This window comes from Arthrobacter sulfonylureivorans, from assembly GCF_047607445.1.
GTDB lineage: Bacteria > Actinomycetota > Actinomycetes > Actinomycetales > Micrococcaceae > Crystallibacter > Crystallibacter sulfonylureivorans_A.
The window spans coordinates 37,003-61,811 of the sequence record NZ_JBLKRT010000030.1 but is presented as its reverse complement, the minus strand read 5'-3'; the positions used below and the strand labels follow the sequence as shown (position 1 = coordinate 61,811).

The 24,809-nt window shown below is 64.1% G+C and carries 38 protein-coding genes; 3 read left to right on the top strand and 35 right to left on the bottom strand.

Features of this window, described 5'->3' with window-relative positions:
• A partial coding sequence (locus ACMX2H_RS14565; protein WP_414961344.1) for a type II secretion system F family protein occupies nucleotides 1-687 on the top strand: 687 nt, incomplete at its 5' end.
• Between the two features lie 19 nt (nucleotides 688-706).
• Here the strand turns inward: ACMX2H_RS14565 and ACMX2H_RS14560 are convergent.
• The 33 genes from ACMX2H_RS14560 to rpsJ all read right to left on the bottom strand — a co-directional run bounded on the left by ACMX2H_RS14560 (nucleotide 707) and on the right by rpsJ (nucleotide 20,577).
• The gene (locus tag ACMX2H_RS14560; RefSeq protein ID WP_414961342.1) at nucleotides 707-1,639 is read right to left on the bottom strand and encodes a tRNA pseudouridine synthase A; all 933 of its coding nucleotides are present in this window, start codon (nucleotides 1,637-1,639) and stop codon (nucleotides 707-709) included.
• A 202-nt stretch (nucleotides 1,640-1,841) separates the two neighbouring features.
• Nucleotides 1,842-2,405 (bottom strand): 50S ribosomal protein L17, encoded by a 564-nt coding sequence (gene rplQ / locus ACMX2H_RS14555; protein ID WP_414961340.1) that lies wholly within the window; start codon nucleotides 2,403-2,405, stop codon nucleotides 1,842-1,844.
• A gap of 65 nt (nucleotides 2,406-2,470) precedes the next feature.
• Nucleotides 2,471-3,475, bottom strand: a complete 1,005-nt coding sequence (locus tag ACMX2H_RS14550) for a DNA-directed RNA polymerase subunit alpha (RefSeq protein ID WP_127511086.1) — start codon at nucleotides 3,473-3,475, stop codon at nucleotides 2,471-2,473.
• Nucleotides 3,476-3,632: 157 nt separating this feature from the next.
• Nucleotides 3,633-4,034: a 30S ribosomal protein S11 gene (gene rpsK / locus ACMX2H_RS14545; RefSeq protein WP_005267760.1), complete on the bottom strand. Its 402-nt coding sequence runs from the start codon at nucleotides 4,032-4,034 to the stop codon at nucleotides 3,633-3,635.
• A gap of 100 nt (nucleotides 4,035-4,134) precedes the next feature.
• Complete coding sequence (gene rpsM, locus ACMX2H_RS14540; protein ID WP_136784904.1) at nucleotides 4,135-4,509, bottom strand: 30S ribosomal protein S13; 375 nt, start codon at nucleotides 4,507-4,509, stop codon at nucleotides 4,135-4,137.
• A gap of 154 nt (nucleotides 4,510-4,663) precedes the next feature.
• Entirely contained in the window at nucleotides 4,664-4,777 is a 114-nt protein-coding gene (gene rpmJ, locus ACMX2H_RS14535; RefSeq protein WP_005267758.1) for a 50S ribosomal protein L36, read from the bottom strand.
• Between the two features lie 74 nt (nucleotides 4,778-4,851).
• The gene (gene infA, locus ACMX2H_RS14530) at nucleotides 4,852-5,073 is read right to left on the bottom strand and encodes a translation initiation factor IF-1 (RefSeq protein ID WP_005267757.1); all 222 of its coding nucleotides are present in this window, start codon (nucleotides 5,071-5,073) and stop codon (nucleotides 4,852-4,854) included.
• Between the two features lie 314 nt (nucleotides 5,074-5,387).
• Nucleotides 5,388-6,467, bottom strand: a complete 1,080-nt coding sequence (locus ACMX2H_RS14525) for a P1 family peptidase (protein ID WP_414961336.1) — start codon at nucleotides 6,465-6,467, stop codon at nucleotides 5,388-5,390.
• Nucleotides 6,468-6,520: 53 nt separating this feature from the next.
• Nucleotides 6,521-6,769, bottom strand: coding sequence for a hypothetical protein (locus ACMX2H_RS14520; RefSeq protein ID WP_414961335.1), 249 nt, complete (start codon nucleotides 6,767-6,769; stop codon nucleotides 6,521-6,523).
• A gap of 58 nt (nucleotides 6,770-6,827) precedes the next feature.
• Entirely contained in the window at nucleotides 6,828-7,673 is an 846-nt protein-coding gene (locus ACMX2H_RS14515) for a metal-dependent hydrolase (protein ID WP_414961333.1), read from the bottom strand.
• Nucleotides 7,674-7,782: 109 nt separating this feature from the next.
• On the bottom strand, nucleotides 7,783-8,610 hold the full coding sequence (gene map, locus ACMX2H_RS14510; RefSeq protein ID WP_414961331.1) for a type I methionyl aminopeptidase: 828 nt from the start codon (nucleotides 8,608-8,610) through the stop codon (nucleotides 7,783-7,785).
• 24 nt (nucleotides 8,611-8,634) lie between these two features.
• Nucleotides 8,635-9,210: an adenylate kinase gene (locus ACMX2H_RS14505; RefSeq protein WP_414961329.1), complete on the bottom strand. Its 576-nt coding sequence runs from the start codon at nucleotides 9,208-9,210 to the stop codon at nucleotides 8,635-8,637.
• Nucleotides 9,207-10,520: a preprotein translocase subunit SecY gene (gene secY, locus ACMX2H_RS14500; protein ID WP_414961327.1), complete on the bottom strand. Its 1,314-nt coding sequence runs from the start codon at nucleotides 10,518-10,520 to the stop codon at nucleotides 9,207-9,209. Before secY ends, ACMX2H_RS14505 begins: the two co-directional genes overlap by 4 nt.
• A 197-nt stretch (nucleotides 10,521-10,717) precedes the next feature.
• Complete coding sequence (rplO, locus tag ACMX2H_RS14495) at nucleotides 10,718-11,173, bottom strand: 50S ribosomal protein L15 (protein ID WP_127511077.1); 456 nt, start codon at nucleotides 11,171-11,173, stop codon at nucleotides 10,718-10,720.
• Nucleotides 11,174-11,175: 2 nt separating this feature from the next.
• Nucleotides 11,176-11,388 carry a 50S ribosomal protein L30 gene (gene rpmD / locus ACMX2H_RS14490; protein ID WP_127511076.1) on the bottom strand — a complete coding sequence of 71 codons (213 nt, stop codon included), beginning with the start codon at nucleotides 11,386-11,388 and terminating at the stop codon, nucleotides 11,176-11,178.
• Nucleotides 11,388-12,092: a 30S ribosomal protein S5 gene (rpsE, locus tag ACMX2H_RS14485; RefSeq protein WP_136784912.1), complete on the bottom strand. Its 705-nt coding sequence runs from the start codon at nucleotides 12,090-12,092 to the stop codon at nucleotides 11,388-11,390. Before rpsE ends, rpmD begins: the two co-directional genes overlap by 1 nt.
• Entirely contained in the window at nucleotides 12,089-12,472 is a 384-nt protein-coding gene (gene rplR / locus ACMX2H_RS14480) for a 50S ribosomal protein L18 (protein ID WP_127511074.1), read from the bottom strand. Before rplR ends, rpsE begins: the two co-directional genes overlap by 4 nt.
• 3 nt (nucleotides 12,473-12,475) lie before the next feature.
• On the bottom strand, nucleotides 12,476-13,012 hold the full coding sequence (gene rplF / locus ACMX2H_RS14475; RefSeq protein WP_414961324.1) for a 50S ribosomal protein L6: 537 nt from the start codon (nucleotides 13,010-13,012) through the stop codon (nucleotides 12,476-12,478).
• Between the two features lie 18 nt (nucleotides 13,013-13,030).
• Entirely contained in the window at nucleotides 13,031-13,429 is a 399-nt protein-coding gene (gene rpsH, locus ACMX2H_RS14470) for a 30S ribosomal protein S8 (RefSeq protein ID WP_136784914.1), read from the bottom strand.
• Nucleotides 13,430-13,512: 83 nt separating this feature from the next.
• Entirely contained in the window at nucleotides 13,513-14,082 is a 570-nt protein-coding gene (rplE, locus tag ACMX2H_RS14465) for a 50S ribosomal protein L5 (RefSeq protein ID WP_127511071.1), read from the bottom strand.
• The gene (gene rplX, locus ACMX2H_RS14460) at nucleotides 14,082-14,447 is read right to left on the bottom strand and encodes a 50S ribosomal protein L24 (RefSeq protein WP_136784915.1); all 366 of its coding nucleotides are present in this window, start codon (nucleotides 14,445-14,447) and stop codon (nucleotides 14,082-14,084) included. The genes rplE and rplX overlap by 1 nt, the downstream gene beginning before the upstream one ends.
• Nucleotides 14,448-14,450: 3 nt before the next feature.
• Nucleotides 14,451-14,819, bottom strand: a complete 369-nt coding sequence (gene rplN, locus ACMX2H_RS14455; protein WP_127511069.1) for a 50S ribosomal protein L14 — start codon at nucleotides 14,817-14,819, stop codon at nucleotides 14,451-14,453.
• 392 nt (nucleotides 14,820-15,211) lie between these two features.
• The gene (gene rpsQ, locus ACMX2H_RS14450; RefSeq protein ID WP_127511068.1) at nucleotides 15,212-15,511 is read right to left on the bottom strand and encodes a 30S ribosomal protein S17; all 300 of its coding nucleotides are present in this window, start codon (nucleotides 15,509-15,511) and stop codon (nucleotides 15,212-15,214) included.
• Nucleotides 15,508-15,855 (bottom strand): 50S ribosomal protein L29, encoded by a 348-nt coding sequence (gene rpmC / locus ACMX2H_RS14445; RefSeq protein WP_136784916.1) that lies wholly within the window; start codon nucleotides 15,853-15,855, stop codon nucleotides 15,508-15,510. Before rpmC ends, rpsQ begins: the two co-directional genes overlap by 4 nt.
• A gap of 2 nt (nucleotides 15,856-15,857) precedes the next feature.
• Nucleotides 15,858-16,274, bottom strand: a complete 417-nt coding sequence (gene rplP / locus ACMX2H_RS14440; protein WP_127511066.1) for a 50S ribosomal protein L16 — start codon at nucleotides 16,272-16,274, stop codon at nucleotides 15,858-15,860.
• Nucleotides 16,275-17,105, bottom strand: coding sequence for a 30S ribosomal protein S3 (gene rpsC / locus ACMX2H_RS14435; RefSeq protein ID WP_136784917.1), 831 nt, complete (start codon nucleotides 17,103-17,105; stop codon nucleotides 16,275-16,277).
• Nucleotides 17,106-17,471, bottom strand: a complete 366-nt coding sequence (gene rplV / locus ACMX2H_RS14430; protein ID WP_136784918.1) for a 50S ribosomal protein L22 — start codon at nucleotides 17,469-17,471, stop codon at nucleotides 17,106-17,108.
• 39 nt (nucleotides 17,472-17,510) lie between these two features.
• A complete protein-coding gene (gene rpsS / locus ACMX2H_RS14425; protein WP_074701289.1) occupies nucleotides 17,511-17,792 on the bottom strand; it encodes a 30S ribosomal protein S19 in 282 nt (93 codons plus the stop codon).
• A 12-nt stretch (nucleotides 17,793-17,804) separates the two neighbouring features.
• The gene (gene rplB, locus ACMX2H_RS14420; protein WP_136784920.1) at nucleotides 17,805-18,644 is read right to left on the bottom strand and encodes a 50S ribosomal protein L2; all 840 of its coding nucleotides are present in this window, start codon (nucleotides 18,642-18,644) and stop codon (nucleotides 17,805-17,807) included.
• A 30-nt stretch (nucleotides 18,645-18,674) separates the two neighbouring features.
• On the bottom strand, nucleotides 18,675-18,980 hold the full coding sequence (gene rplW / locus ACMX2H_RS14415; RefSeq protein ID WP_414961319.1) for a 50S ribosomal protein L23: 306 nt from the start codon (nucleotides 18,978-18,980) through the stop codon (nucleotides 18,675-18,677).
• A complete protein-coding gene (gene rplD / locus ACMX2H_RS14410; protein ID WP_414961318.1) occupies nucleotides 18,977-19,594 on the bottom strand; it encodes a 50S ribosomal protein L4 in 618 nt (205 codons plus the stop codon). Before rplD ends, rplW begins: the two co-directional genes overlap by 4 nt.
• A 4-nt stretch (nucleotides 19,595-19,598) precedes the next feature.
• Nucleotides 19,599-20,252 carry a 50S ribosomal protein L3 gene (rplC, locus tag ACMX2H_RS14405; protein ID WP_414961316.1) on the bottom strand — a complete coding sequence of 218 codons (654 nt, stop codon included), beginning with the start codon at nucleotides 20,250-20,252 and terminating at the stop codon, nucleotides 19,599-19,601.
• A gap of 16 nt (nucleotides 20,253-20,268) precedes the next feature.
• Nucleotides 20,269-20,577: a 30S ribosomal protein S10 gene (gene rpsJ, locus ACMX2H_RS14400; protein WP_003803825.1), complete on the bottom strand. Its 309-nt coding sequence runs from the start codon at nucleotides 20,575-20,577 to the stop codon at nucleotides 20,269-20,271.
• Between the two features lie 593 nt (nucleotides 20,578-21,170).
• Here rpsJ and ACMX2H_RS14395 point away from each other — a divergent pair.
• The gene (locus tag ACMX2H_RS14395) at nucleotides 21,171-22,706 is read left to right on the top strand and encodes a glycoside hydrolase family 1 protein (protein ID WP_414961314.1); all 1,536 of its coding nucleotides are present in this window, start codon (nucleotides 21,171-21,173) and stop codon (nucleotides 22,704-22,706) included.
• Between the two features lie 5 nt (nucleotides 22,707-22,711).
• Here the strand turns inward: ACMX2H_RS14395 and ACMX2H_RS14390 are convergent, their stop codons facing one another.
• Nucleotides 22,712-22,849, bottom strand: a complete 138-nt coding sequence (locus tag ACMX2H_RS14390; RefSeq protein WP_414961312.1) for a hypothetical protein — start codon at nucleotides 22,847-22,849, stop codon at nucleotides 22,712-22,714.
• 119 nt (nucleotides 22,850-22,968) lie between these two features.
• Between ACMX2H_RS14390 and ACMX2H_RS14385 the strand changes: the two genes are divergently transcribed.
• Nucleotides 22,969-23,349 carry a VOC family protein gene (locus ACMX2H_RS14385; RefSeq protein ID WP_414961310.1) on the top strand — a complete coding sequence of 127 codons (381 nt, stop codon included), beginning with the start codon at nucleotides 22,969-22,971 and terminating at the stop codon, nucleotides 23,347-23,349.
• Nucleotides 23,350-23,491: 142 nt separating this feature from the next.
• On the opposite strand, the gene tuf is transcribed toward ACMX2H_RS14385, so the two are convergent.
• Nucleotides 23,492-24,682: an elongation factor Tu gene (gene tuf, locus ACMX2H_RS14380; RefSeq protein ID WP_414961308.1), complete on the bottom strand. Its 1,191-nt coding sequence runs from the start codon at nucleotides 24,680-24,682 to the stop codon at nucleotides 23,492-23,494.
• Between the last annotated feature and the right edge of the window lie 127 nt (nucleotides 24,683-24,809).

Genomic DNA, 24,809 nt, shown 5'->3' with positions numbered 1-24,809 from the left:
CCGGGCAGCTACGAAGCCCGGCTGGATAAGCTCCTCGCTACTGCCGGACGGCCGATGTCGCTGCCGCTGGAAAAGATGATCGTGGGCAAGCCGCTGTTGGCCCTGGCAGGCTTCGGCTTCGGGGTATTCGTCTTCAGCAAGAGTCCTTCCGCCGGAATGGCGCTCTTCACGCTGGGGCTAACAGTCCTGGGGTACTTCGGTCCCGATTTGATGATCTACAACCGCGGCATCAAGCGGCAGCAGGCGATCGAACTTGAACTGCCGAATACCCTGGACCAGATGCTCATAGCGGTGGAGGCCGGGCTGGGGTTCGAGGCCGCGATGGCCCGAACGGCTGAAAACGGCAAGGGCCCGTTGGCCGAGGAGTTCATGCGCACGCTGCAGGACATCCAAGTGGGCAGATCCCGTGGCGAGGCCTATCAGGCCATGGCGGAACGTTCCACAGTGCAGGACCTCAAGTCCTTTGTCCGCGCAGTCGTCCAAGCGGACAAGTACGGCATTGGACTGGCCACCGTGCTGAGGACCCAGGCCAACCAGATGCGCGTCAAACGCCGGCAGCGGGCCGAGGAGAAGGCAATGAAGATCCCCGTCAAGGTGATCTTCCCGCTGATTCTGTTCATCTTCCCGGTGTTGTTCATCGTCATCATGGGACCGGCCGCCATACGCCTGATGGACGCCTTCAGCTGATCCTTGCGCTTAGCCGTCCTCAGGCTTCGTCAGGGTCCGAGCGCTTGGCTCTGGTTTGCTCGGCGCGGCGCAGCAATTCGCTGCCATCCGGGTAGAGCACTTCTTCCAGCACCAGCGGGTGAGGCGGGGCCAGCTTGCTCTGCGAATCGCGGACCTTCGCCAGCATCCGGTCGCGTAGCCATTCGGCTGGCTGTTCCCCGCTGCCGACCAGCAGCGAAGCACCGATCAGGGCACGGACCATGTTGTGGCAGAAGGCATCCGCCTGGATGGTGGCCACCACTACGCCGTCGGTCCCCCGAACGAAGGAGAATTTCTGCAACTCCCGGATGGTGGTAGCGCCTTCACGCGGCTTGCAGAAGGCGAGGAAGTCGCCGACTCCCAGAAGCCGGGCTGCGGCGTCGTTCAGCAGGGCCACGTCGAGCGCGTGCTTATGCCAGAGGGTGATGTTGCGGTTCAGCGGATCCCACAGCTCGGCGCGGTCCGCGATCCGGTAGCTGTAGCGGCGCCACAGCGCGGAGAACCGGGCATCGAATCCGGCCGGTGCGAGAACGGCGTTTCCAACCTCGATGGCGCCGGCGAGGTCCCGGTAGGGCACCGGCGCGCCGACGCGGCCGCCCAGCACCTTGGCCAGCACGCCGCGCAACCTGCGGACCAAAGCGACTCCCGGGTCGATCTCACGGCCGCGGGCCAGCCCCTGCCACTCCCCCGGCTCCAGATCGAAGTGCACCACCTGCCCCCGGGCATGCACCCCGGCGTCGGTACGGCCGGCAACGGTGAGCCGGACCGGTCGGCGGATCATCGTCTCGAGGGCTTCCTCGATAGCACCCTGGACTGTGAGTCTGCCGGGCTGCACCGCCCACCCGCTGAACGGGCCGCCGTCGTACGCCACATCCATCCGGACGCGTAAAAGGCCGCCGCCCACGTCAGGCACGGCGGAGGGGTTCACATGCATGATTTCCATGCTATCCGCAGCCCCGGTGACATCGCCGATCTGCTCATGGCCCCTGACCCTCGTCTCCAAGCGGCGGCCGCGCCAAAGCCCGCGCGATGCGCGCCCAAGCCGAGCACCGCCGTCGTGATCCACCACCCCCGGGATACGCAGAAGCCCGCCGCTCCATAAGGAACGGCGGGCTTCCGACGGTGCGGTGAAGAAGTTACTTCTTCTCTTCGGCAGCTTCCTCAGCGGACTCAGCCGACGGAGCGGACTCCGCGGAGTCAGCCGACTCGGCGGAATCGCCGGACTGAGCGGACTCGGGCGACTCAGCAGACTCAGCCGAAGCGGTCTCTTCCTCGACCGGAGCCGGGGCAGCCTTGGCAGTGGCCTTCTCAGCCTCGTTCACCACGGCCTGCTTCGGGGAAACAGGCTCCATCACCAGTTCGATGACGGCCATGGGGGCGTTGTCGCCCTTGCGGTTGCCGATCTTGGTGATGCGGGTGTAGCCGCCGTCGCGGTTGGCCATGACCGGAGCGATGTCGGTGAACAGCTCGTGGACGATGCCCTTGTTGCTGATCACGGCCAGCACACGGCGGCGCGAGGACAGGTCTCCGCGCTTGGCGAAGGTGATCAGGCGCTCTGCGAACGGGCGCAGACGCTTGGCCTTGGTGACCGTGGTGGTGATCCGCTTGTGCTCAAACAGCGCAGCAGACAGGTTGGCGAGCATCAGGCGCTCGTGGGCAGGACCGCCTCCGAGGCGCGGACCCTTAGTGGGGGTAGGCATTATGTTTTCTCCTCAATGGTGCCGCTGTGCGCTCCCGAGCGCCAAGGCGGCAAAATTCTTGCGATTTAGAGTTCGTCCTCGAAGGTTTCGTCCTCGTCGATGGCAGCCGCGCGGGCAGCCAGATCGAACCCAGGAGGCGAATCCTTCAGCGACAGACCCAGTTCCACCAGCTTTGCCTTGACCTCGTCGATGGACTTGGCACCGAAGTTGCGGATGTCCATCAGGTCGGCCTCGGAGCGGGCAACGAGTTCACCCACGGAGTGGATGCCCTCACGCTTAAGGCAGTTGTAGGAACGGACGGTCAGCTCCAGGTCCTCGATCGGCAGGGCCATGTCGGCAGCCAGGGCGGCGTCCGTCGGGCTCGGGCCAATCTCGATGCCTTCGGCGGCGGTGTTCAGCTCGCGGGCCAGGCCGAACAGCTCAACCAGGGTGGTTCCGGCAGAGGCGACGGCGTCGCGCGGTGCAATGGAGTCCTTGGTTTCGACGTCGACAATCAGGCGGTCGAAGTCGGTGCGCTGCTCAACACGGGTTGCCTCAACCTTGAAGGTCACCTTCAGCACCGGCGAGTAGATGGAGTCAACCGGGATACGGCCGATCTCCTGGTCACCGGACTTGTTCTGGGCTGCCGACACGTAGCCACGGCCGCGTTCGATGGTCAGTTCGAGTTCGAACTTGCCCTTCTCGTTCAGCGTGGCGATGTGCAGGTCCGGGTTGTGGAATTCCACGCCGGCCGGCGGAGCGATGTCCGCAGCGGTGACGACGCCGGGTCCCTGCTTGCGCAGGTAGGCAACCACGGGCTCGTCGTGCTCGGAGGAGACTGCCAGGTTCTTGATGTTCAGGATGATCTCGGTGACATCTTCCTTCACACCCGGCACGGTGGTGAACTCATGCAGCACACCGTCGATGCGGATGCTGGTTACAGCAGCACCCGGGATCGAGGACAGCAGGGTGCGGCGAAGCGAGTTTCCGAGGGTGTAGCCAAAGCCCGGCTCCAGCGGTTCGATGACGAACCGGGACCGGTTATCGGCCACTACTTCTTCAGTAAGGGTGGGGCGCTGTGCAATGAGCACTTAGTTTCCTTTCAGCGAGCATCCGCTATATGACGCAGCACGAATTGGTGGAAATGGGCGGCTGGTCAGCCTCCAGCGTGGAACTTTCGGCCGCCGACAGGATCCCCCACGGAAGTGGGAGGAAGCTGTGCGGCGGCCAAAAGCATCCTTGGGCTGATTAGACGCGGCGGCGCTTCGGCGGACGGCATCCGTTGTGGGCGCTGGGGGTGACGTCCTGGATGGAGCCAACCTCGAGGCCAGCGGCCTGCAGCGAACGGATAGCAGTCTCGCGTCCCGACCCCGGGCCCTTCACGAAGACGTCGACCTTCTTGAGGCCGTGCTCCTGGGCACGCTTGGCAGCCGATTCGGCAGCCATCTGCGCGGCGAACGGAGTGGACTTGCGGGAGCCCTTGAAGCCAACCTCGCCGGCCGAGGCCCACGAGATGACGGCACCGGTCGGGTCCGTGATGGACACGATGGTGTTGTTGAAGGTGCTCTTGATGTGCGCCTGGCCCAGCGCGATATTCTTTTTGTCCTTGCGACGCGGCTTGCGGACCGCTCCACGAGTCTTGGGGGGCATTTCTTCTCCTACAAAGTTGGTTGGTAGCTAGCTGACCGGCATGGGCCCACGGTGGCGAGGGTCCCCTGGATTGCGAAGCAATTTAGGGAGCCACCGGGGATTAGCGGGTCTTCTTCTTACCGGCGACGGTACGCTTCGGGCCCTTGCGGGTGCGGGCGTTGGTCTTGGTGCGCTGTCCGCGGACAGGCAGTCCGCGGCGGTGGCGGAGGCCTTCGTAGCTGCCGATTTCAACCTTGCGGCGGATGTCGGCTGCAACTTCGCGGCGGAGGTCGCCTTCAACCTTGTAGTTGCCCTCGATGAAGTCACGCAGCTGAACGAGCTCAGCGTCGGTGAGGTCCTTGACGCGGGTGTCCGGGCTGATGCCGGTCTCCGCGATAACCTGCTCTGCACGGGTCTTGCCCACGCCGTAGATGTAAGTCAGGGCGATAATTACCCGCTTTTCGCGGGGAATATCTACGCCAGCGAGACGAGCCATAGTGGCGGTTCTCCTTGTTGTATCCGGAGGTCTGAAGCAGCGCATCCCCGTTCGGGTCCCCGGCCTCCGTACCGGGGGTATGCAGGTTGCCCTGCTGCGCTGCCTATATTGAGTTACTACGCGTGGGCGTGCGGCCCCTGCTGAAGCAGGAGTCTTAGCCCTGGCGCTGCTTGTGGCGCGGGTTCTCGCAGATCACGATGACGTTGCCCTTGCGACGAATCACCTGGCACTTGTCACAAATCCGCTTGACGCTCGGCTGGACCTTCATGGTTTTCCTTTGCGTTGTTAGCTGATGCTGTTGTAACTACTTACGTTCCCCGCGGTTGCCCGCGGCATAAGTCTTTACTTGTAGCGGTAGACGATACGGCCCCGTGAGAGGTCGTACGGGCTGAGTTCCACCACAACGCGGTCCTCGGGGAGGATCCTGATGTAGTGCTGACGCATCTTTCCTGAGATATGAGCCAGCACAACGTGCCCGTTGGTCAACTCAACGCGGAACATCGCATTGGGCAGAGCCTCCTGCACAGTGCCTTCAATCTCAATGACACCGTCTTTCTTAGCCATATCCTCCGCTAACGTCAGTAACCATCGCTGACGCGGTGGCTAGTTTTTGGGTTTTGCTTGCCGCTACACCCCACTGACACCGTGCGAATCCAAACGGCCTTCGCGGGTGCCATGCACCCGAAGATGGGCATGAAAGTAGAGACAACCAACAGACAACTGTACTCCGGATGAGGGATTAAGTTAAATCCGGATAACGATGGGTAGCGCCCCGCGACGCCGCGCTCCGGTGGACAGTAGGATGCCGCACCCACATGCCTCGGCAGGACATCGGCTGCACCTCAGCGCTGTCACGGGGCTGGGCCCGTCGCCGCACCTCAGTCCGGATACGGGTACTTTTCCAGTACGACGCCGGAGCCCTCCACCCGTTCGGCGCTCACCACCGCGTCCCTGATGGCTGCGGTGACAGCCTCCGCGGCGAGCACATGCAGTTCCGCCCTCGCGTCCATCGGGCCTTCCTGCACCAACTGCTGCTGGCCGGTGGCCAGGGCGAAGACCACGTCTCCGTCCATCAAGGTGTGCGACGGGCTGAGCGCCCGGGCCAGCCCTGCGTGCGCGGCGGATGCGGTCCGCTTGGCCTGGGCCGGATCCAGCACCGCATTGGTCGCCACCACACAAAGCGTCGTGTTCAACGGGGCTGTCTCTTCCCCCGGTGCTCGCCCCAGACCCGCAGCATCCACCCCCCGTGGTCGACCCAGACCCGCAGCACCCTCCCCCGGTGCTCGCCCCAGACCCCCAGCGCCCTCCCCCTGCGGTGGTCGACCAGGGCGCGCAGCGCCCGTGTGGAGACCCCCCGCCCCACTCACTCCACCGTGGAACGGCATGCCGGCGGCGTTCACCACCGCAAGCGCGCCGACCACCACGGCGTCGTTCGCGCCGCTCATCCGCAGCGAGGCAGTTCCCACTCCCCCCTTGTACTGCTGGAAACCCAACGCCGCTCCGGTACCGGCGCCGACGTTGCCGCGCTGCACCGCGCCGAAGTCTTGCATCGCGCCCGCGGAGGCAGCGGCGTCGTACCCCATCTGCTCATCCGGGCGCGCAGCAATGTCCCCGCCGCGGCCCAGGTCGTAGATGGCGGCCGCCGGGACAATCGGCACCACGGCGTTTGCCGTGCGGAACCCTTGTCCCTGTTCCTCCAACCAGCGCTGCGCTCCGTGTGCCGCGATCAGCCCGAAGGCGCTGCCGCCGGCGAGCACCACCGCGTCCACGGTCGGCACCAGCGTGGTAGGGTCCAGCGCGTCGGTTTCGTGCGTGGCCGGCCCTCCGCCGCGCACGTCCACTGCGCCCACGGTGCCCGGTGGCGGCAGCACCACGGTGACCCCGGTGAGCCAGCCGGCTCCGGTCTTCTGGACCTGGCCCACGCGGATGCCCGGTACATCGGTGATGGAAGAAGCCATGGCCTCATCCTCACCCGGCAGCTGCGCCGGAGCAAGGATGGGGCCATCCAGTGTTACGGCCTGTCCCGCCGGCGCCGCCGGAGCAACCCGGCCACGCAAACGCCGGCAACGGCAGCGGTCAGTAACCCAAGAACCGCTGCCAGCAGGACCCGAACCATTCCCGGCTCCGTCTCATCCCACGTGCCGGAGACCAGGGCGAAGCCAGCATTGACCGCCGGGAGCAGCACCGAGGCGACGAGGGCGGCCACCACCGCCACCAGCACCACTGCTTTCCCGTCAACGCGCTTCGGGTTCCGGTTCATGCGTCTCTCCTTTGGTTCTTTTCCTGCATCCCCTATTGTCGGCCCGCAACCACAGGAGTCAGCCTGCGCCGAGCGCCGTCAGGCCCTGATGTCCGACGTCGAGGCAAGCGCCCATGAAAAGGACCACCACGTAGGCACTGACCGGCACCAGCAGCACCCATTCCCGGGCAGAGCCGGCATTGCCCAGCAGCGGGATGGCGAAGTAACCGTTCCGCCGCCAGATGGTGTTCAGCAGCGGGACCCGGCGCCACACCCTGGGCGGCTTGATGCGCAGCGGCCAGAGCAGGTTCACTCCCCCGGTGGTCAGCATGTCGCCGAGGACGTGCATGACCACCCCGATGCCCATGGCCAGTGGGAACCAGTTTTGATGGTCCGGGGCGTACACGGCGATGAAGGCGGCTACCGACAGGCCCACGGCCCAGGGAATCTTTTGCAGCCCGTCGGGCAGGAACTTGAGGGCTTTTGCCGCGAAGGCCACCAGCAGCACGCACAGCACGCCCGCGCCCGGATACACGGTCCCAAACCATTCGGTCTCCACCGTCCAGAGCCCGGCCAGCCACGCCGTCGCCACGAAGGCGGCCAAACCAATCAGCGAGTGCGTCCCCCGGCGATGTCCGCCGGCCAGCGCCCCTATGCCGCCGCAGACTGCGTTGGAGAGCGGAGGCAACGAGTGGGCGATGGTGGCGTTGTGGTGGTCGGCGTCCGGCACCAGGGCGGCTCCGGCGGTCACCATCGCTCCGGTGATCAGGCCCAGCGGTCCGACGTCCAGCAGTCCCCAGCCCAGGGTGAGGCTTTGCCCGCCCCAGCCCAGCGGCGTCGTAATGGCATCCAACGGCACGTGCACCTGGGTGGTGAGGGCGATCCAGGCGGCGGCGCCGGAGAGGGCGTGGTGGGATCCCATCATGATCCGGACATCCTTTCGGGGAAGTTCCTTAACGCGCGAAGGCCGGTCCGGCTGGACGATCTATCCAGCGGGACCGGCCTTCGGGCGATGAAGTCGGGCCGGGCGGGCGTCAGTCCAGCGGCACCGGGGTGACGCCCAGCGGGGCCAGCCGTCCTGCTCCCCCGTCTTCAGCCGTCAAGACCCAGATGCCGCGGTCGTGCACGGCGACGGTGTGCTCCCACTGGCAGGAACGGGACCCGTCCGTGGTCACCACGGTCCAGTCGTCGTCCAACACCTTGGTCTCGATGTCTCCGCGGACCAGCATCGGTTCAATGGCCAGGCACAGCCCGGGACGGATCTTCGCCCCGCGGTGGTTGGTCCGGTAGTTCAGCACATCCGGGGCCTGGTGCATCGCGGTGCCGATGCCGTGGCCTACATAGTCCTCCAGGATGCCCAGCGGCTTGCCGGGCACCGAGGAAACGTAGTCATCGATGGCGTTGCCGATGTCGCCCACGCGGTGGCCGGTGGCCAGGGCGGCAATCCCCCGCCACATGGCTTCCTCGGTGACATCGGAAAGCCGCTGGTCTTCCGGATCCGCGGTGCCCACGATCACGCCGCGGGCGGAATCGCCGTGCCAGCCGTCCACGCTGCAGCCGCCGTCCACCGAGATGATGTCTCCGTCCTGGAGCACCTTGCCGCCGGGGATGCCGTGCACCACTTCCTCGTTGACGGACACGCAGACCGTCGCCGGGAAGCCGTGGTAGCCCTTGAAGTTGCTCTTGGCTCCCGCTTCGTCCAGCACAGCTTCGAAGGCCGCATCCACGTCCGCCGTCGTCGCGCCGGGGACGGCAGCGGCAACCGCGGCGTCGAGGGCGCGGCTGACCACCAGACCGGCGGTGCGCATTTTGCGGATCTGGTCATTGGTCTTGTATTCGATGCTGGGCTGGCGGAACGCCATGGGCTCTCTAACTTTCTTTGGGTGTCAGGCCGTGACGGACTTGAGCGCGGTCATGATGCGCTCGGTGACCTCGTCGATGTCGCCGATGCCGTCCACGGTGGCCACAATGCCGCGCTCCGCGTAGCGGTTCACCACGACGGCGGTTTCCTCGTGGTAGAGGGCCAGCCGGCGGCGGATCACGGTCTCGTTGTCGTCGCTGCGGCCTTCCTGGGCGGCGCGGCCGAGCAGGCGCTTGACCAGCTCTTCGTCGTCCGCGGTCAACTGCAGGACGATGTCCAACTGCGATCCGGCCTCGGCCAGGATGTTGTCCAGCTCGTCCACCTGGCCGCTGGTGCGGGGGTAGCCGTCCAGCAGGAAGCCGTCGGCGGCGTCGGGCTGCTTCAACCGGTCGCGCACCATGTTGTTGGTGACGCTGTCCGGGACAAACTCGCCCTTGTCGATGTACTTCTTGGCTTCGACGCCGAGCGGCGTCTCTTCCTTCACGTTGGCGCGGAAGATGTCACCGGTGGAGATCGCGACGATGCCCAGCCGGTCGGAGATGCGGGTGGCCTGGGTGCCCTTGCCGGATCCGGGCGGGCCGATAATGAGCATTTGAGTCATCGCAGAAGTCCTTCGTAGTGCCGTTGCTGTAGTTGTGCGTTGATTTGTTTGACGGTCTCCAGACCCACACCAACCATGATGAGGATCGAAACGCCGCCGAACGGGAAGTTCTGGTTCGCGTTGATGAGCACCAGTGCGATCAGCGGGATCAGCGAGATGATGCCCAGGTAGAGCGCGCCGGGCAGCGTGATCCTGGCCAGCACGTACTGCAGGTACTCCGCCGTGGGGCGGCCGGCCCGGATGCCCGGGATGAAGCCGCCGTACTTCTTCATGTTGTCCGCGACTTCCTCCGGGTTGAAGGTAATGGCCACGTAGAAGTAAGTGAAGAAGACGATCAGGGAGAAGTAGACCGCCATGTAGAACGGCGAGTCGCCGCTAACCAGGTAGGTGTTGATCCAGTTGACCCACTCCGGCGGCGCCGTGGTGCCGTCGGTCGGTGTGTTGAACTGGGCGATCAGGGACGGCAGGTACAGCATCGACGACGCGAAGATCACCGGGATGACACCGGCCATGTTGACCTTGATCGGGATGTAGGTGCTGGTGCCGCCGACTGTGCGGCGTCCCACCATGCGCTTGGCATATTGCACCGGGATGCGACGCTGCGACTGCTCCACGAAGACCACCGCGGCCACTGTCAGCAGGCCGACGATCAGCACGCCGAGGAAGACGTTGACGCCCTGGGTGTTCCAGATTTCGCCCAGCGAGCTCGGGAAACCGGCGGCAATGGAGATGAAGATCAGCAGGGACATGCCGTTGCCGACGCCCTTCTCGGTGATCAATTCGCCCATCCACATGATCAGGCCGGTGCCCGCGGTCAGGGTGAGGATGATCAGGCTGATCACCACCAGGTTGTCTTCCGGGATGATCGGAACCGGGCAGTTGCCCAGCAGGGCGCCGGACCGCGCCAGCGACACCAGCGTCGTGGCGTTGAGCAGGCCCAGTGCGATGGTCAGGTAGCGGGTGTACTGCGTCAGCTTGGACTGGCCCTGCGGACCTTCCTGGTGCAGTTCCTGGAACCGCGGGATGACCACGCGAAGCAGCTGCACGATGATGCTGGCGGTAATGTACGGCATGATGCCGAGGGCGAAGATGGACACCTGCAGCAGCGCGCCGCCGCTGAACAGATTGACGAACTGGTACAGCCCGCCGCTGGTGTTGCCCAGCGCCAGACACTGCTGCACGTTGCCGTAGTCCACGCCCGGTGCCGGGATGAATACGCCCAGCCGGTAGACCGTCATGATCCCGAGCGTGAACAGCAACTTGCGCCGCAGGTCCGGCGTCCGGAATGCCCGGCCAATTGCGCTAAGCAAGCGTCCTCCCAAAAAGTTTCTGATGCCGCTGCGCGGCAAGTCACAAGATCCGAGTCTATCGGCTCGGCCCGTTCGCATTAAACGGATTAAGAATACGTCGTGTGCCTTTAAAGCGGCTGAACTCGTGGCGGCCGGGGAATACCGGCCACCACGAGTTCAGTCAGGGGCTGCTAAAAGACTGCACCCGGTACGGGCTGCTAGAGCGCCGTCACGGTGCCGCCAGCGGCGGCAATCTTCTCAGCGGCACTGGCGGAGAAGGCGTCAACCTTCACATCGACCTTGACGGTGATGTCGCCGGTGCCCAGGACCTTCACGGGCTGGTTCTTGCGAACCGCGCCCTTGGCCACCAGGGCCTCCACGGTCACGTCGCCGCCCTCGGGGAACAGCTCATTGAGCTTGTCCAGGTTCACGACCTGGAACTCCACCTTGAACGGGTTCTTGAAGCCGCGCAGCTTCGGCAGGCGCATGTGCAGCGGCAGCTGGCCGCCGGCAAAGCCAGCCTTGACCTGGTAACGGGCCTTCGTACCCTTGGTACCGCGACCAGCGGTCTTACCCTTGGAGCCTTCACCACGACCAACACGGGTCTTGGCGGTCTTGGCACCGGGGGCAGGACGCAGGTGGTGGACCTTGAGAGTCTTGTTCTCTTCTGCCATCTTTACTTCGCCTCCTCAACCTTCACCAGGTGAGAAACAGTGTTGACCATGCCCACGGTCACTGCATCGGCGCTGCGGACAACGGTGTGTCCGATGCGCTTCAGGCCCAGTGAACGCAGCGTGTCGCGCTGGTTCTGCTTGCCGCCAATGACGGACTTGATCTGCGTGATTTCCAACTGTGCATCCGACGGAGTCAGATTCTTGGGCGTGGTCATTACGCACCTGCCTTCTGCATGTTGCGCAGCAGGATCGCCGGAGCAACCTCGTCCAGGGGCAGGCCACGGCGGGCTGCCACGGAGCGGGGCTCTTCCAGACGACGCAGCGCGTCGACGGTTGCGTGCACGATGTTGATCGCGTTGGCCGAACCCAGCGACTTGGAGAGCACGTCGTGGATGCCGGCGCACTCGAGTACGGCGCGGACCGGGCCACCGGCGATCACACCGGTACCGGCAGCAGCCGGACGCAGCATGACAACGCCTGCAGCGGCTTCGCCCTGCACCTGGTGCGGGACGGTGCCGGCGATGATCGGCACGCGGAAGAAGGACTTCTTGGCCTCTTCCACGCCCTTGGCGATCGCTGCCGGAACTTCCTTGGCCTTGCCGTAGCCCACGCCGACCATGCCGTTGCCGTCGCCGACAACTACCAGAGCCGTGAAGCTAAAGCGCCGGCCGCCCTTGACGACCTTGGACACGCGGTTGATGGTGACGACGCGCTCGAGGAACTTGTCCTTCTCGGCATCGCGTGCATTGTCGCGGCCACGGCCGCGGCCACCACGGTCGCCGCCGCCGCTACGTTCGCCACGGCGTCCGCCGCGGCGGTCGTCCTGGCCGGAAGCAGCGGTGGTCTCAGCGGATCCCGCGGCAGCGGTCTCAGTTGCTTCAGTCACCTGAGTTTCCTTTTCGTTGTTCTCAGCGGTCACAGTGCCAGCCCACCTTCGCGTGCGCCGTCGGCAACCGCTGCGATGCGGCCGTGGTACCGGTTGCCACCGCGGTCGAAGACCACGGCTTCAACACCGGCAGCCTTGGCGCGCTCGGCCACGAGCTCGCCGACGCGCTTTGCCTTGGCGGACTTGTCGCCGTCGAGGGCACGCAGATCGGCTTCCATGGTGGAAGCGGATGCCACGGTGATGCCCTTGCTGTCGTCGACAACCTGGACAAAGATGTGGCGTGCGGAGCGGTTGACCACCAGGCGCGGACGGACCGCGGTACCGGTGATGCGCTTGCGGACGCGCAGGTGGCGGCGGCCGCGTGCTGCGGACTTGGACTTCGAGGTCCGCTTCTTATTGATGCTGATCGCCATGGTTTACTTACCAGCCTTTCCGACCTTGCGGCGGATTTGTTCGCCGGCGTAGCGAACGCCCTTGCCCTTGTAGGGGTCAGGCTTGCGCAGCTTGCGGATGTTGGCAGCAACTTCGCCGACCTGCTGCTTGTTGATACCGGAGACGGAGAGCTTGTTGGCGCCCTCCACGGCGAAGGTGATGCCCTCGGGGGCATTCACGACCACCGGGTGGCTGAAGCCCAGGGCGAATTCGAGGTTCGCACCCTTGGCCTGCACGCGGTAACCGGTGCCGACGATCTCGAGGTCCTTCTTGTAGCCCTCGGTCACGCCAACGATCATGTTGTTGATCAGCGTGCGGGTCAGGCCATGCAGGGACCGGGATTCGCGCTCGTCGTTCGGGCGGGCAACGGTGAGGGTGTTCTCGTCCAGGGACACCGTGATCGGCGAAGCCAGCGTGTGGCTCAGTTCGCCCTTGGCGCCCTTGACGGAGACGACGTTGCCGTCGACCTTGACCTCAACGCCGGCGGGAACGGTGATGGGGAGACGTCCGATACGTGACATTTAATCTCTTCCTTTCCGTTACCAGACGTAAGCGAGGACTTCGCCGCCCACGCCCTTCTTGCCGGCCTGACGATCAGTCATCAGTCCGGAAGAGGTGGACAGGATTGCGATGCCCAGGCCACCGAGCACGTGCGGCAGGTTGGTGGACTTCGCGTAAACGCGCAGACCGGGCTTGGAGATGCGGCGGATGCCGGCGATGGAACGCTCGCGGTTCGGACCGAACTTGAGTTCCAGGGTCAGCTTCTTGCCGACCTCGGCCTCTTCTTCCTTCCAACCTGCGATGTAGCCTTCGGCCTTCAGGATGTCGGCGACGCGAGCCTTGAGCTTGCTGTACGGCATCGACACCGAGTCATGGTAAGCCGAGTTGGCGTTGCGCAGACGCGTGAGCATGTCTGCGACAGGATCTGTCATAGTCATTGTGGGCTCTTGCCCTTCCTCGTAACGGTTTCCTCGCTCCGGTCAGCGCTGGGCGCCGGGGCGGGACCTTTCACGTAGCTAGATTAGTCTTCGGTCTTGAACGGGAAGCCCAGCGCCTTCAGCAGCGCACGGCCCTCGTCATCGGTCTTGGCGGTGGTCACTACGGTGATGTCCATGCCGCGCACGCGGTCGATCTTGTCCTGATCGATCTCGTGGAACATCGACTGCTCGGTCAGACCGAAGGTGTAGTTGCCGTTGCCGTCGAACTGCTTGCCGTTGAGGCCGCGGAAGTCGCGGATACGGGGCAGAGCCAGCGAAACCAGGCGGTCAACGAATTCCCACATGCGGTCGCCGCGCAGCGTCGCGTGGGCGCCGATCGGCATGCCCTCGCGCAGCTTGAACTGTGCGATGGACTTGCGGGCCTTGGTGACCTGCGGCTTCTGACCGGTGATCTGGGTCAGGTCGCGCACGGCGCCGTCGATGAGCTTGGAGTCCTTGGCGGCATCTCCAACACCCATGTTGACAACGACCTTGACCAGGCGCGGAACCTGGTTCACGTTCTCGTACTTGAACTCGTCCCGCAGAGCCTGCTTGATCTCGCCGGCGTAGCGAGTCTTCAGACGGGGGACGATCTTGGTGACAGTCTCAGTCATTAGAGGTCCTTCCCGGAGGCCTTGGACACGCGGATGCGCACAGTGCGCTCACGGCCATCACGCTCGACGGTTTCGGTGCGGTAGCCAACCCGGGTCGGCTTCTTGGTCTCGGGATCGACGATCGCGACGTTCGAGATGTGGATCGGAGCCTCAACGGTCTCGATGCCACCGGTCTTCGTGCCGCGCTCCGACTGTCCGGCCTTGGTGTGCTTGGTAACGCGGTTGACGCCTTCAACCAGCACACGGTTGGTCTCCGTGAACACCTTCAGGACCTTGCCCTGCTTGCCGCGGTCGCCGCCGCGCTCTGCCTTGGCACCGGTGATGACCTGAACCAGGTCACCCTTCTTGATCTTGTACTTAGCCATGGACTACAGCACCTCCGGAGCCAGCGAAATGATCTTCATGAACTTCTTGTCGCGAAGCTCGCGGCCAACCGGACCGAAGATACGGGTGCCGCGGGGATCGCCGTCGTTCTTGAGGATCACGGCTGCGTTCTCATCGAACTTGATGTAGGAACCGTCCGCACGGCGGCGTTCCTTCTTGGTGCGAACGATGACAGCCTTGACGATGTCACCCTTCTTGACGTTGCCGCCGGGAATTGCGTCCTTGACGGTGGCAACAATGGTGTCGCCAATGCCTGCGTAGCGACGGCCGGATCCACCGAGAACGCGGATGGTCAAGATTTCCTTGGCACCCGTGTTGTCGGCGACCTTCAGTCGCGACTCCTGCTGAATCACTTATTACTCCTGTCGTCGCGCTGGTTCTCATGAACTGAGCCTTGCGGAACGGATATGGGTAGCCCGCACCGTAACTCCCCCTGGCCACACGCGTGTGCAGTCCGAAGGCGGTTGCGGGAATTTGCCTATTCTGTCCAGGCGGAAGGATGGATGGTCCTCCCAAACGGCACAGGCAAGATTACTAGTTTATGACCAAGACACCCCGGACGTGAAATCACGGCCAGGGGCTTGTACTTTTCAAAGGGTTCGCGGTCTGAATTTCGACGACCACGTTCCCTTCCAAACCCTTCCGGTTGCTCCGGCGGATCGGGATCCTAAGATGCCGGAAGGGAAACTTAAAGGGTGCGGGGCCCGCCCGCTTGGCAGGCGGGCCCCGCGCAGGACTTCAAGTCCTACTTGGCCTTTTCGATGATCTCGACCAGGCGCCACCGCTTGGTGGCGGACAGCGGCCGGGTCTCGGCGATCAGAACCAGGTCACCGATGCCGGCGGAGTTCTGCTCGTCGTGGGCCTTGCGCTTTTCGGTCCGGCGGATCACCTTGCCGTACAGCGCGTGCTTCACGCGGTCCTCAACCTCGACCACGATGGTCTTGTCCATCTTGTCCGAGACGACGTAGCCGCGGGCGGTCTTACGGTAACCGCGAGCCTGAGTGGCTTCTTCCACAGTTGCATCCTTGTTCGTGTTTTCGCTCACTTGGCCTCATCCTCCGAAGCGGGGGTTGCGGTCTCGGCGGTGTCGGCGTCAGCAGCCTTTTCAGACTTCTTAGCCTTCTTGGCCTTCTTCTCCTCGGCCGGGGCTGCAGCTGCAGCCTCAACCTCGGGGCGAATGCCCAGCTCGCGCTCGCGCAGCACGGTGTAGATGCGTGCGATGTCGCGCTTGACTGCCTTCAGGCGGCCATGGTTTTCCAGCTGACCAGTGGCGGACTGGAAACGGAGGTTGAACAGCTCCTCCTTGGCCTTGCGCAGCTCCTCTGCGAGACGGTCCTTATCGAAAGTCTCGAGCTGATCGGTTGCCAGTTCCTTTGAACCAACTGCCATTTCTATTCACCACCTTCGCGACGCACAATGCGTGCCTTCAACGGCAGCTTGTGGATCGCCAGGCGCAGTGCCTCGCGAGCTACCTCTTCATTGACACCGGAGAGTTCGAACAGAACCCGACCCGGCTTGACGTTTGCGACCCACCATTCCGGCGAACCCTTACCGGAACCCATACGGGTTTCGGCCGGCTTCTTGGTCAGCGGGCGGTCCGGATAAATGTTGATCCAAACCTTGCCGCCACGCTTGATGTGGCGGGTCATCGCAATACGGGCCGCTTCGATCTGGCGGTTGGTGACGTATGCCGGCGTCAGAGCCTGGATACCCCACTCGCCGAAGCTGACTTCGGTGCCGCCGGTAGCAGCGCCGGAACGACCCGGGTGGTGCTGCTTACGGAACTTAACTCGACGTGGGATAAGCATTTAAGCTTCTCCTCCTTCTGCCGCCGGCGCTGCCTCAGCGGCAGGTGCCTCGGCCTTGGCTGCGCCCTCGCCTGCGGCGGGAGCGCCAGGACGGTCATTACGACGACGGCGCTCGCCACCGGCGGGGCGGCCCGGACGGTCGCCACGGCCACGCGAGGACGGAGCAGCTGCCTGCTGGGCAGCCAGTTCCTTCGCGGTCACGTCGCCCTTGTAGATCCAGACCTTGACGCCGATGCGGCCGAACGTGGTCTTGGCCTCGAAGAAGCCGTAGTCGATGTTCGCACGCAGGGTGTGCAGGGGCACACGGCCTTCGCGGTAGAACTCCGAACGGCTCATTTCAGCGCCGCCGAGACGACCGGAGCACTGGACACGGATGCCCTTGGCGCCGGCGCGGGTGGCGGACTGCATGGCCTTCTTCATGGCGCGGCGGAAAGCCACGCGGGAAGTCAGCTGCTCAGCGATGCCCTGGGCCACCAGCTGTGCTTCGATCTCCGGGTTCTTGACCTCGAGGATGTTCAGCTGCACCTGCTTGCCAGTGAGCTTCTCCAGCTCGCCGCGGATGCGGTCTGCTTCGGCGCCGCGGCGGCCGATGACAATGCCGGGGCGGGCGGTGTGGATGTCCACACGCACGCGGTCACGGGTACGCTCGATCTCAACCTTCGCGATGCCCGCGCGGTCCATGCCCGTGGACATCAGCTGGCGGATCTTCACGTCCTCGCGGACGAAGTCCTTGTAGCGCTGGCCGGCCTTGTTGCTGTCAGCGAACCAGTGGGAGACATGGTCGGTGGTGATACCGAGTCGGAATCCGTGCGGGTTTACTTTCTGTCCCACTTACTGGTCCTCCTCTTTCTCCGGGGTAGCGACAACAAGCGTGATGTGGCTGGTCCGCTTCTTGATGCGGTAGGCACGCCCCTGGGCGCGCGGCTGGAACCGCTTCATGGTGGGTCCTTCATCCACGAATGCTTCGCTGATGTAGAGGTCGCTCTCGTCAAAGGCGACGCCATCACGGTCCGCGATAACGCGGGCGTTGGCGACGGCTGACGCGAGTACCTTGCTGACCGGCTCCGAAGCTGCCTGCGGGGCAAACTTCAAGATTGCCAGAGCCTCATTCGCCTGCTTGCCACGAACAAGGTTGACGACGCGCCGGGCCTTCATAGGCGTCACGCGAATATGGCGCGCAATAGCCTTGGCTTCCATTGCTTTCCTTCTCTCGTCTTCTGCCGAAAGAGTAAGCGCCTAGCGGCGCTTGCCCTTGCGGTCGTCCTTCACATGGCCGCGGAAAGTCCGCGTCGGGGCGAATTCGCCGAGCTTGTGCCCGACCATCGACTCAGTGACAAACACCGGGATGTGCTTGCGTCCGTCGTGTACGGCGATCGTGTGCCCGAGCATGTCGGGAACGATCATCGAACGGCGGGACCACGTCTTGATGACGTTCTTGGTGCCCTTTTCGTTCTCTGCAGCGACCTTCACGAAGAGGTGCTGATCGACGAAGGGGCCTTTCTTCAGGCTGCGTGGCATGTTCCCAGGCTCCTATCGCTTGTTCTTGCCAGTACGACGGCGACGCACAATCAGGCGGTCGCTTTCCTTGTTCGGGCGGCGGGTGCGGCCCTCGGGCTTGCCGTTCGGGTTGACCGGGTGGCGGCCACCGGAGGTCTTGCCCTCGCCACCACCGTGCGGGTGGTCGATCGGGTTCATGGCCACACCGCGGACGGTCGGGCGGACGCCCTTCCAGCGCATACGGCCGGCCTTGCCCCAGTTGATGTTCGACTGCTCGGCGTTGCCGACCTCGCCGATGGTGGCGCGGCAGCGCACATCAACGTTGCGGATTTCGCCGGAGGGCAGACGGAGCTGGCCGTACTTGCCTTCCTTGGCTACCAGCTGCACGGAGGCGCCGGCGGAGCGGGCCATCTTGGCGCCGCCGCCCGGACGCAGCTCCACAGCGTGGATCACGGTACCGACCGGGATGTTGCGCAGCGGCAGGTTGTTGCCCGGCTTGATGTCGGCGCTGGCGCCGGCCTCAACGGTGTCTCCCTGCTTCAGCTTGGCCGGGGCCAGGATGTAGCGCTTGGTGCCATCAACGTAGTGCAGCAGTGCGATCCGCGCGGTGCGGTTCGGGTCGTACTCGATGTGAGCGACCTTGGCGGGCACGCCGTCCTTGTCGTGACGACGGAAGTCGATCAGACGGTACTGGCGCTTGTGTCCGCCGCCCTTGTGGCGGGTGGTGATCTTGCCGGAGTTGTTACGGCCGCCGGACTTGGTCAGCGGACGCAGCAACGACTTTTCCGGTGTCGACCGCGTGATTTCGGCAAAGTCGGCTACGCTCGAGCCGCGACGGCCCGGTGTAGTCGGCTTGTATTTACGGATTCCCATAGTTCAATTCCTCGTTAAAGTGGTCTCCGCTTAAGAAAGCGGACCGCCGAAGATGTCGATTGTGCCTTCCTTCAGGGTGACAATGGCGCGCTTGGTGTCTTTGCGCTGTCCCCATCCGAAACGGGTGCGCTTGCGCTTCCCGGCACGGTTGATGGTGTTGATCGAGTCGACCTTGACGGAGAAGATTTTCTCCACGGCCAGCTTGATCTCGGTCTTGTTCGAGCGCGGGTCGACCAGGAAGGTGTACTTACCTTCGTCGATCAGGCCGTAGCTCTTCTCCGAAACGACGGGAGCAAGGATCACGTCGCGGGGATCTTTAGTGGTGGTCGCGCTCACTTGGCGTCCTCCTTGGCAGTTGCTTTAGCTGCGACGAACGCGTCGTAGGCGGCCTTGGTGAAGACCACGTCATCGGAAACCAGCACGTCGTAGGTGTTCAGCTGATCCACGTAAATGGTGTGAACTTCCTCGATGTTGCGCAGGCTCAGGGCCGCAACATCGTTGGCGCGCTCGATGACTACGAGCAGGTTCTTGCGTTCGGTGATGGCGCGCAGGGCCGCGGTGGCAGCCTTGGTGGACGGCTTCTCGCCGGCAACCAGGGTTTCCAGGACGTGGATGCGGCCGTTGCGTGCCCGGTCGGAGAGGGCACCGCGCAGGGCAGCTGCCTTCATCTTCTTGGGGGTGCGCTGGCTGTAGTCGCGCGGGGTCGGGCCGTGCACCACGCCGCCGCCGGTCATGTGCGGAGCGCGGATCGAACCCTGGCGGGCGCGGCCGGTGCCCTTCTGCTTGAACGGCTTGCGGCCGGCACCGGAAACCTCGGCGCGGGTCTTGGTCTTGTGGGTTCCCTGGCGGGCAGCAGCGAGCTGTGCGACGACGACCTGGTGCAGCAGCGGCACGTTGGTCTGGACGTCGAAGATCTCTGCAGGCAGGTCAACCTTGAGCGTGTTAGCCATTGAACTAGGCTCCCTTCACAGCGGAACGGACGAGAACGACCGAGCCGCGAGCACCGGGAACGGCACCCTTGATCAAGAGCAGCGAGTTCTCAGTGTCCACAGCGTGAACGGTCAGGTTCAGCGTGGTGTGGCGGACGGCACCCATACGGCCGGCCATGCGCAGGCCCTTGAAGACGCGGCCCGGGGTGGACGCGCCACCGATGGAACCGGGCTTGCGGTGGTTCTTGTGCGCACCGTGCGAGGCGCTGACACCGGCGAAGCCGTGACGCTTCATAACACCGGCGAAGCCCTTACCCTTGCTGGTTCCGACGACGTCGACCTTCTGGCCGGCCTCGAACAGCTCCACGGAGAGTTCCTGGCCCAGCTCGTAAGAGTCGGCATCGGCGGTGCGCAGCTCGACCACGTGGCGGCGCGGAGTAACTCCGGCCTTCTCGAAGTGGCCGGCCAGCGGCTTGGTCACCTTGCGCGGGTCGATCTGGCCGAAGCCAATCTGAACGGCGGTGTAGCCGTCGACGTCCGCAGAGCGCAGCTGGGTGATGACGTTGGAATCAGCCTTGACGACGGTGACCGGGATGAGCCGGTTGTCCGCGTCCCAGACCTGGGTCATGCCGAGCTTGGTGCCCAGCAGGCCTTTTACTTGGCGTGTAGTGGTAGACATATGAATCCGCACTCCCCTACAGCTTGATTTCGATGTTCACGTCCGCCGGCAGGTCGAGACGCATCAGCGAATCGACGGCCTTCGGCGTGGGATCGATAATGTCGATCAGCCGCTTGTGGGTGCGCATTTCAAAGTGCTCCCGGCTGTCCTTGTACTTGTGCGGCGACCGGATAACGCAGTACACGTTCTTCTCGGTGGGCAGCGGCACGGGGCCGACTACTGTTGCGCCTGCACGCGTGACCGTCTCAACGATCTTCCGTGCTGAAACATCAATGACCTCATGGTCATATGACTTCAGACGGATGCGGATTTTCTGTCCCGCCATGGCGTCTCCGCTCTCTTTCTCAGTGCTGCTCTGTGGACTTTCTTCCTGTGCGCCCCGACGGCCGGATTTCCCCGTGCCTGGCGCTCCTCCGGCAGACTGAATCCGGATGAATCCGGGTTCCTCACCCTGCTGAGGCTCCGACCCCCGCGGTCGGGCGTGTCGCGAACATTCTGCGCACTCCGCCCGCTCAAAATGGAGGGTGGGTTATATTTGGGCTTTCAGGTCCGTGGAGCCTGACCCTGCCCCGGGCATTATCCCGGGCGGGACACGGCTTCGCACATAGACATGCAAAAGCGCTTGAACAACTCGTCTAGTGTGTCAGACTTTCGCCGCGATTGCGAATTGAGGCCTGCGTCCCCGAGGGCGGCCCGGCTTATGCGGCTATGGCGCGCACCGGCTCCCGGTGCAATGCTGGTGCCTAACCGCCCCGGTGGGACCAGATGTCCTGCTGCAGCGGTACCTTCGGTGCAGCATCCCTGGGCCGCACCGGAACCTTTGTAGCAGCTTACCGTGTTGCAGCTCAGTTGCAGCTTAGTTGCAGCTCACCTTATTGCAGCGGAAAGAACCTATGTTCAACGGGAGGAAAGTCGCGAATGGCACTGGACAGCGAGCATCTGGCGGCCTTGATACCGTCCGATTTCACCGTGGGCGTGGCGACCGCGGCGTTCCAGATCGAGGGTGCCGTGGCCGAAGACGGCCGCGGGCCATCCGGCTGGGACTCCTTCACCCATGAGCCAGGCCGAATCGCCGGCGGCGCCACGGCAGACACCGCCTGCGACCACTATCACCGGATGCCGCAGGACGTGGAACTGCTGGCCGAGCTTGGGGTGGACTCGTACCGGTTTTCGCTGTCCTGGCCGCGGATCCAGCCCGGTGGCCGGGGGCCGGTCAACCAGCGGGGCATCGACTTCTACGACCGGCTGCTCGACGAGTTGCTGGCGCGGGGCATCTCCCCCATGTGCACGCTCTATCACTGGGACACCCCCCTGCCGCTGGAACGTGCCGGAGGCTGGCTGAACCGGGACACCGCCTACCGGCTGGCCGACTTCGCCGCCGTCGCCGCGGAAAAGTTCGGCGACCGGGTGGAGCGCTGGGTGACCATTAACGAGCCGACCACCGTCACTCTCAACGGCTACGGCTTGGGCGTCCATGCCCCCGGCCACGCCGGGCTGTTCGATGCGTTGCCCGCCGCGCACCATCTTCTTCTGGCGCACGGGCTCAGCCTCTCGGCGCTGCGGGGCGGCGGTATCGCCGGCGAGGCCGGCATCACCAACGTCTACTCCCCCGTGGTCGGCGCAAAGGACGGGCTGGCCCATGCTGTGCTGGTGGAATTGTTCGACGTGCTGCACAACAAGATGTTCTCCGATCCGGTGCTGTTGGGCCGTTATCCGGACTTCAATCCCATACTGAAGCCGTTCCTGCAGTACCTGCGGGAAATCCCGGACGAAGACCTGGCCGTCATGAGCCAACCGCTGGACTTCTACGGGCTCAACTACTACTTCCCCACGCGGATCGGCATCGGCCCGGGCCCTTCAACGGGGCCGGACGCGATACCGGACGGGCTACCCGAGCCGCTCCTGGAGCAGGGCGCCGAGTTGCCGTTCCACCTGGCTGGCTGGCCCGGCTATCCGAGGACCGAGTTCGGCTGGCCGGTGGCTCCGGACTACCTGCCCGTGGCCCTGGCCGAGATGGCCGAACGCTATCCGGAGTTGCCGCCGGTCTACATCACCGAGGGCGGCGCCAGTTTCAAGGATGTGGTGGTGCCTGATGCGTTGACCAACGAACCGTCGGTAGCCGACGTGCGGCGGATGGACTATCTGGCCCGGCACCTTGAAGCTGCCCTGTCCGCCACGGCACCCGGCGGGCCGGCCGCAGGCATCGACCTGCGCGGTTACTACGTCTGGACTTTGATGGACAACTTCGAATGGGCGGCCGGCTACAGCCAGCGGTTCGGGCTGGTCTACGTGGACTTCGCCACCCAGCAGCGGGTCCGCAAGTCCTCGTTCCATTGGCTCAAGGACCTCATGGAGCGCCGCCGTCGTGATTCAAGTACCCGCGCCGCCACAACGCACGGGCATACCGCAGCGGACAGCACCGCCGCGCAGAGCGCACGGCCGCAGGCCTCCTAAACCTGCTACTGTTTGCCGCCGTTCGCGCGCCGGACGCGGCGCACACGCTCCAGTTCATGGCGGAAGTACCGCCTGCCCCAAAACACTGCCCCGACCACTGCGGCGATCAGGCCGATGATGATCCACACGATGAGCCATTCCATGGTTCCGATCCTAGTGGCAGGGCCGCGAAACTTCGTTGCGTTTCACCGGTTCCATGGGCGGCGCTCAGGTCTATTCTGGGAAATGTCCACCGCAGATGCTCCCAGGAGGCTGAAACACCATGCTCAGCACCACCACCATGACGACGGTCCTGCCCGTGAAGGACTTGGACCGGGCGCGCGCGTTCTACCAGGACTCCCTCGGCTTGAAGCCCGCGGGCTCCAATGGGGACGATTCGTTCATGTTTTCCAGCGGCGGGTCCAACGCCGTGGAACTCATCGTTCGACCGGAGGCCGATACCTCGGACCATACCTCGGTCAGTTTTGAAGTGGCTGATCTGGAATCCGAGATGTCTGACCTGGCCGGCAAGGGCATTCAATTCGCCGACTACGACCTGCCGGGTCTAAAGACCGAGAACCACATCGCCGTCAGTGAGCACCAGCGCTGCGCGTGGTTCCCGGATTCGGAAGGCAACATCCTCTGCCTGCACCAGAACATCTGATCTGCCGGAGACCGCTCCCAGCCTGCTGCGGCAGGTCGCATCGAACGTCGTATGCGGCGTTAAAAAGGAGAACCCCCGCCGTCGTAGACGGCAGGGGTTCTCCTGATTCTGTCCGGATTCCTCCGGTCAGCGGATCACAAAGTTACTTGGTGATCTTGGTGACGCGGCCCGAACCAACGGTGCGGCCGCCTTCACGGATAGCGAAGCCGAGGCCCTCTTCCATAGCGATCGGCTGGATGAGCTCAACGGTCATCTCAGTGTTGTCGCCCGGCATGACCATTTCGGTGCCTTCCGGCAGCGTGATAACGCCGGTCACGTCGGTGGTGCGGAAGTAGAACTGCGGACGGTAGTTCGAGTAGAACGGGTTGTGGCGGCCGCCTTCATCCTTGGACAGGATGTAGACGTTGGCCTCGAAGTCGGTGTGCGGGGTGATCGAACCCGGCTTCACGATAACCTGGCCGCGCTCCACGTCTTCGCGCTTGATACCGCGCAGCAGCAGACCACAGTTCTCGCCTGCCCATGCTTCGTCGAGCTGCTTGTGGAACATCTCGATACCGGTAACGGTGGTCTTCTGGATCGGGCGGATGCCGACGATCTCGACCTCGGAGTTGATGGCGAGGGTACCGCGCTCGGCGCGGCCGGTCACCACGGTGCCGCGGCCGGTGATGGTGAAGACGTCTTCAACCGGCATCAGGAACGGCTTGTCCTTGTCGCGGACCGGGTCCGGAATGTACTCGTCAACGGCGTCCATCAGGTCCTCAACGGACTTGACCCACTGGGCGTCGCCTTCCAGGGCCTTCAGGCCGGAAGTGCGGATGACCGGTGCGTTGTCGCCATCGAATTCCTGCGAGCTGAGCAGCTCACGGACTTCCATCTCGACCAGGTCGAGCAGTTCCTCGTCCTCAACCATGTCCGACTTGTTCAGGGCCACCAGCAGCGTCGGAACGCCAACCTGGCGGGCCAGCAGAACGTGCTCGCGGGTCTGGGCCATCGGGCCGTCAGTCGCGGCAACCACCAGGATTGCGCCGTCCATCTGGGCGGCACCGGTGATCATGTTCTTGATGTAGTCGGCGTGGCCGGGGGCGTCCACGTGTGCGTAGTGGCGCTTCTCGGTCTGGTACTCGACGTGCGAGATGTTGATGGTGATACCGCGCTGGCGCTCTTCCGGGGCAGAGTCGATAGCTGCGAAGTCACGCTGCTCGTTGAGATCGGGGTACTTGTCAGCAAGCACCTTGGAAATGGCAGCGGTCAACGTGGTCTTACCGTGGTCAACGTGACCGATGGTGCCAATGTTGACGTGCGGCTTAGTCCGCTCGAACTTTGCCTTCGCCACGGGTTCCTCCTAGAACGTTTTGAGAAGAATTGCTCTCCGGACGCGATTGTCACGGCCGAAACTTGAACAAGTCTACTTCGGGCTTTTGTATTTGGTGAAATTACTGGTTCCGTCAGGTACCGGCAAA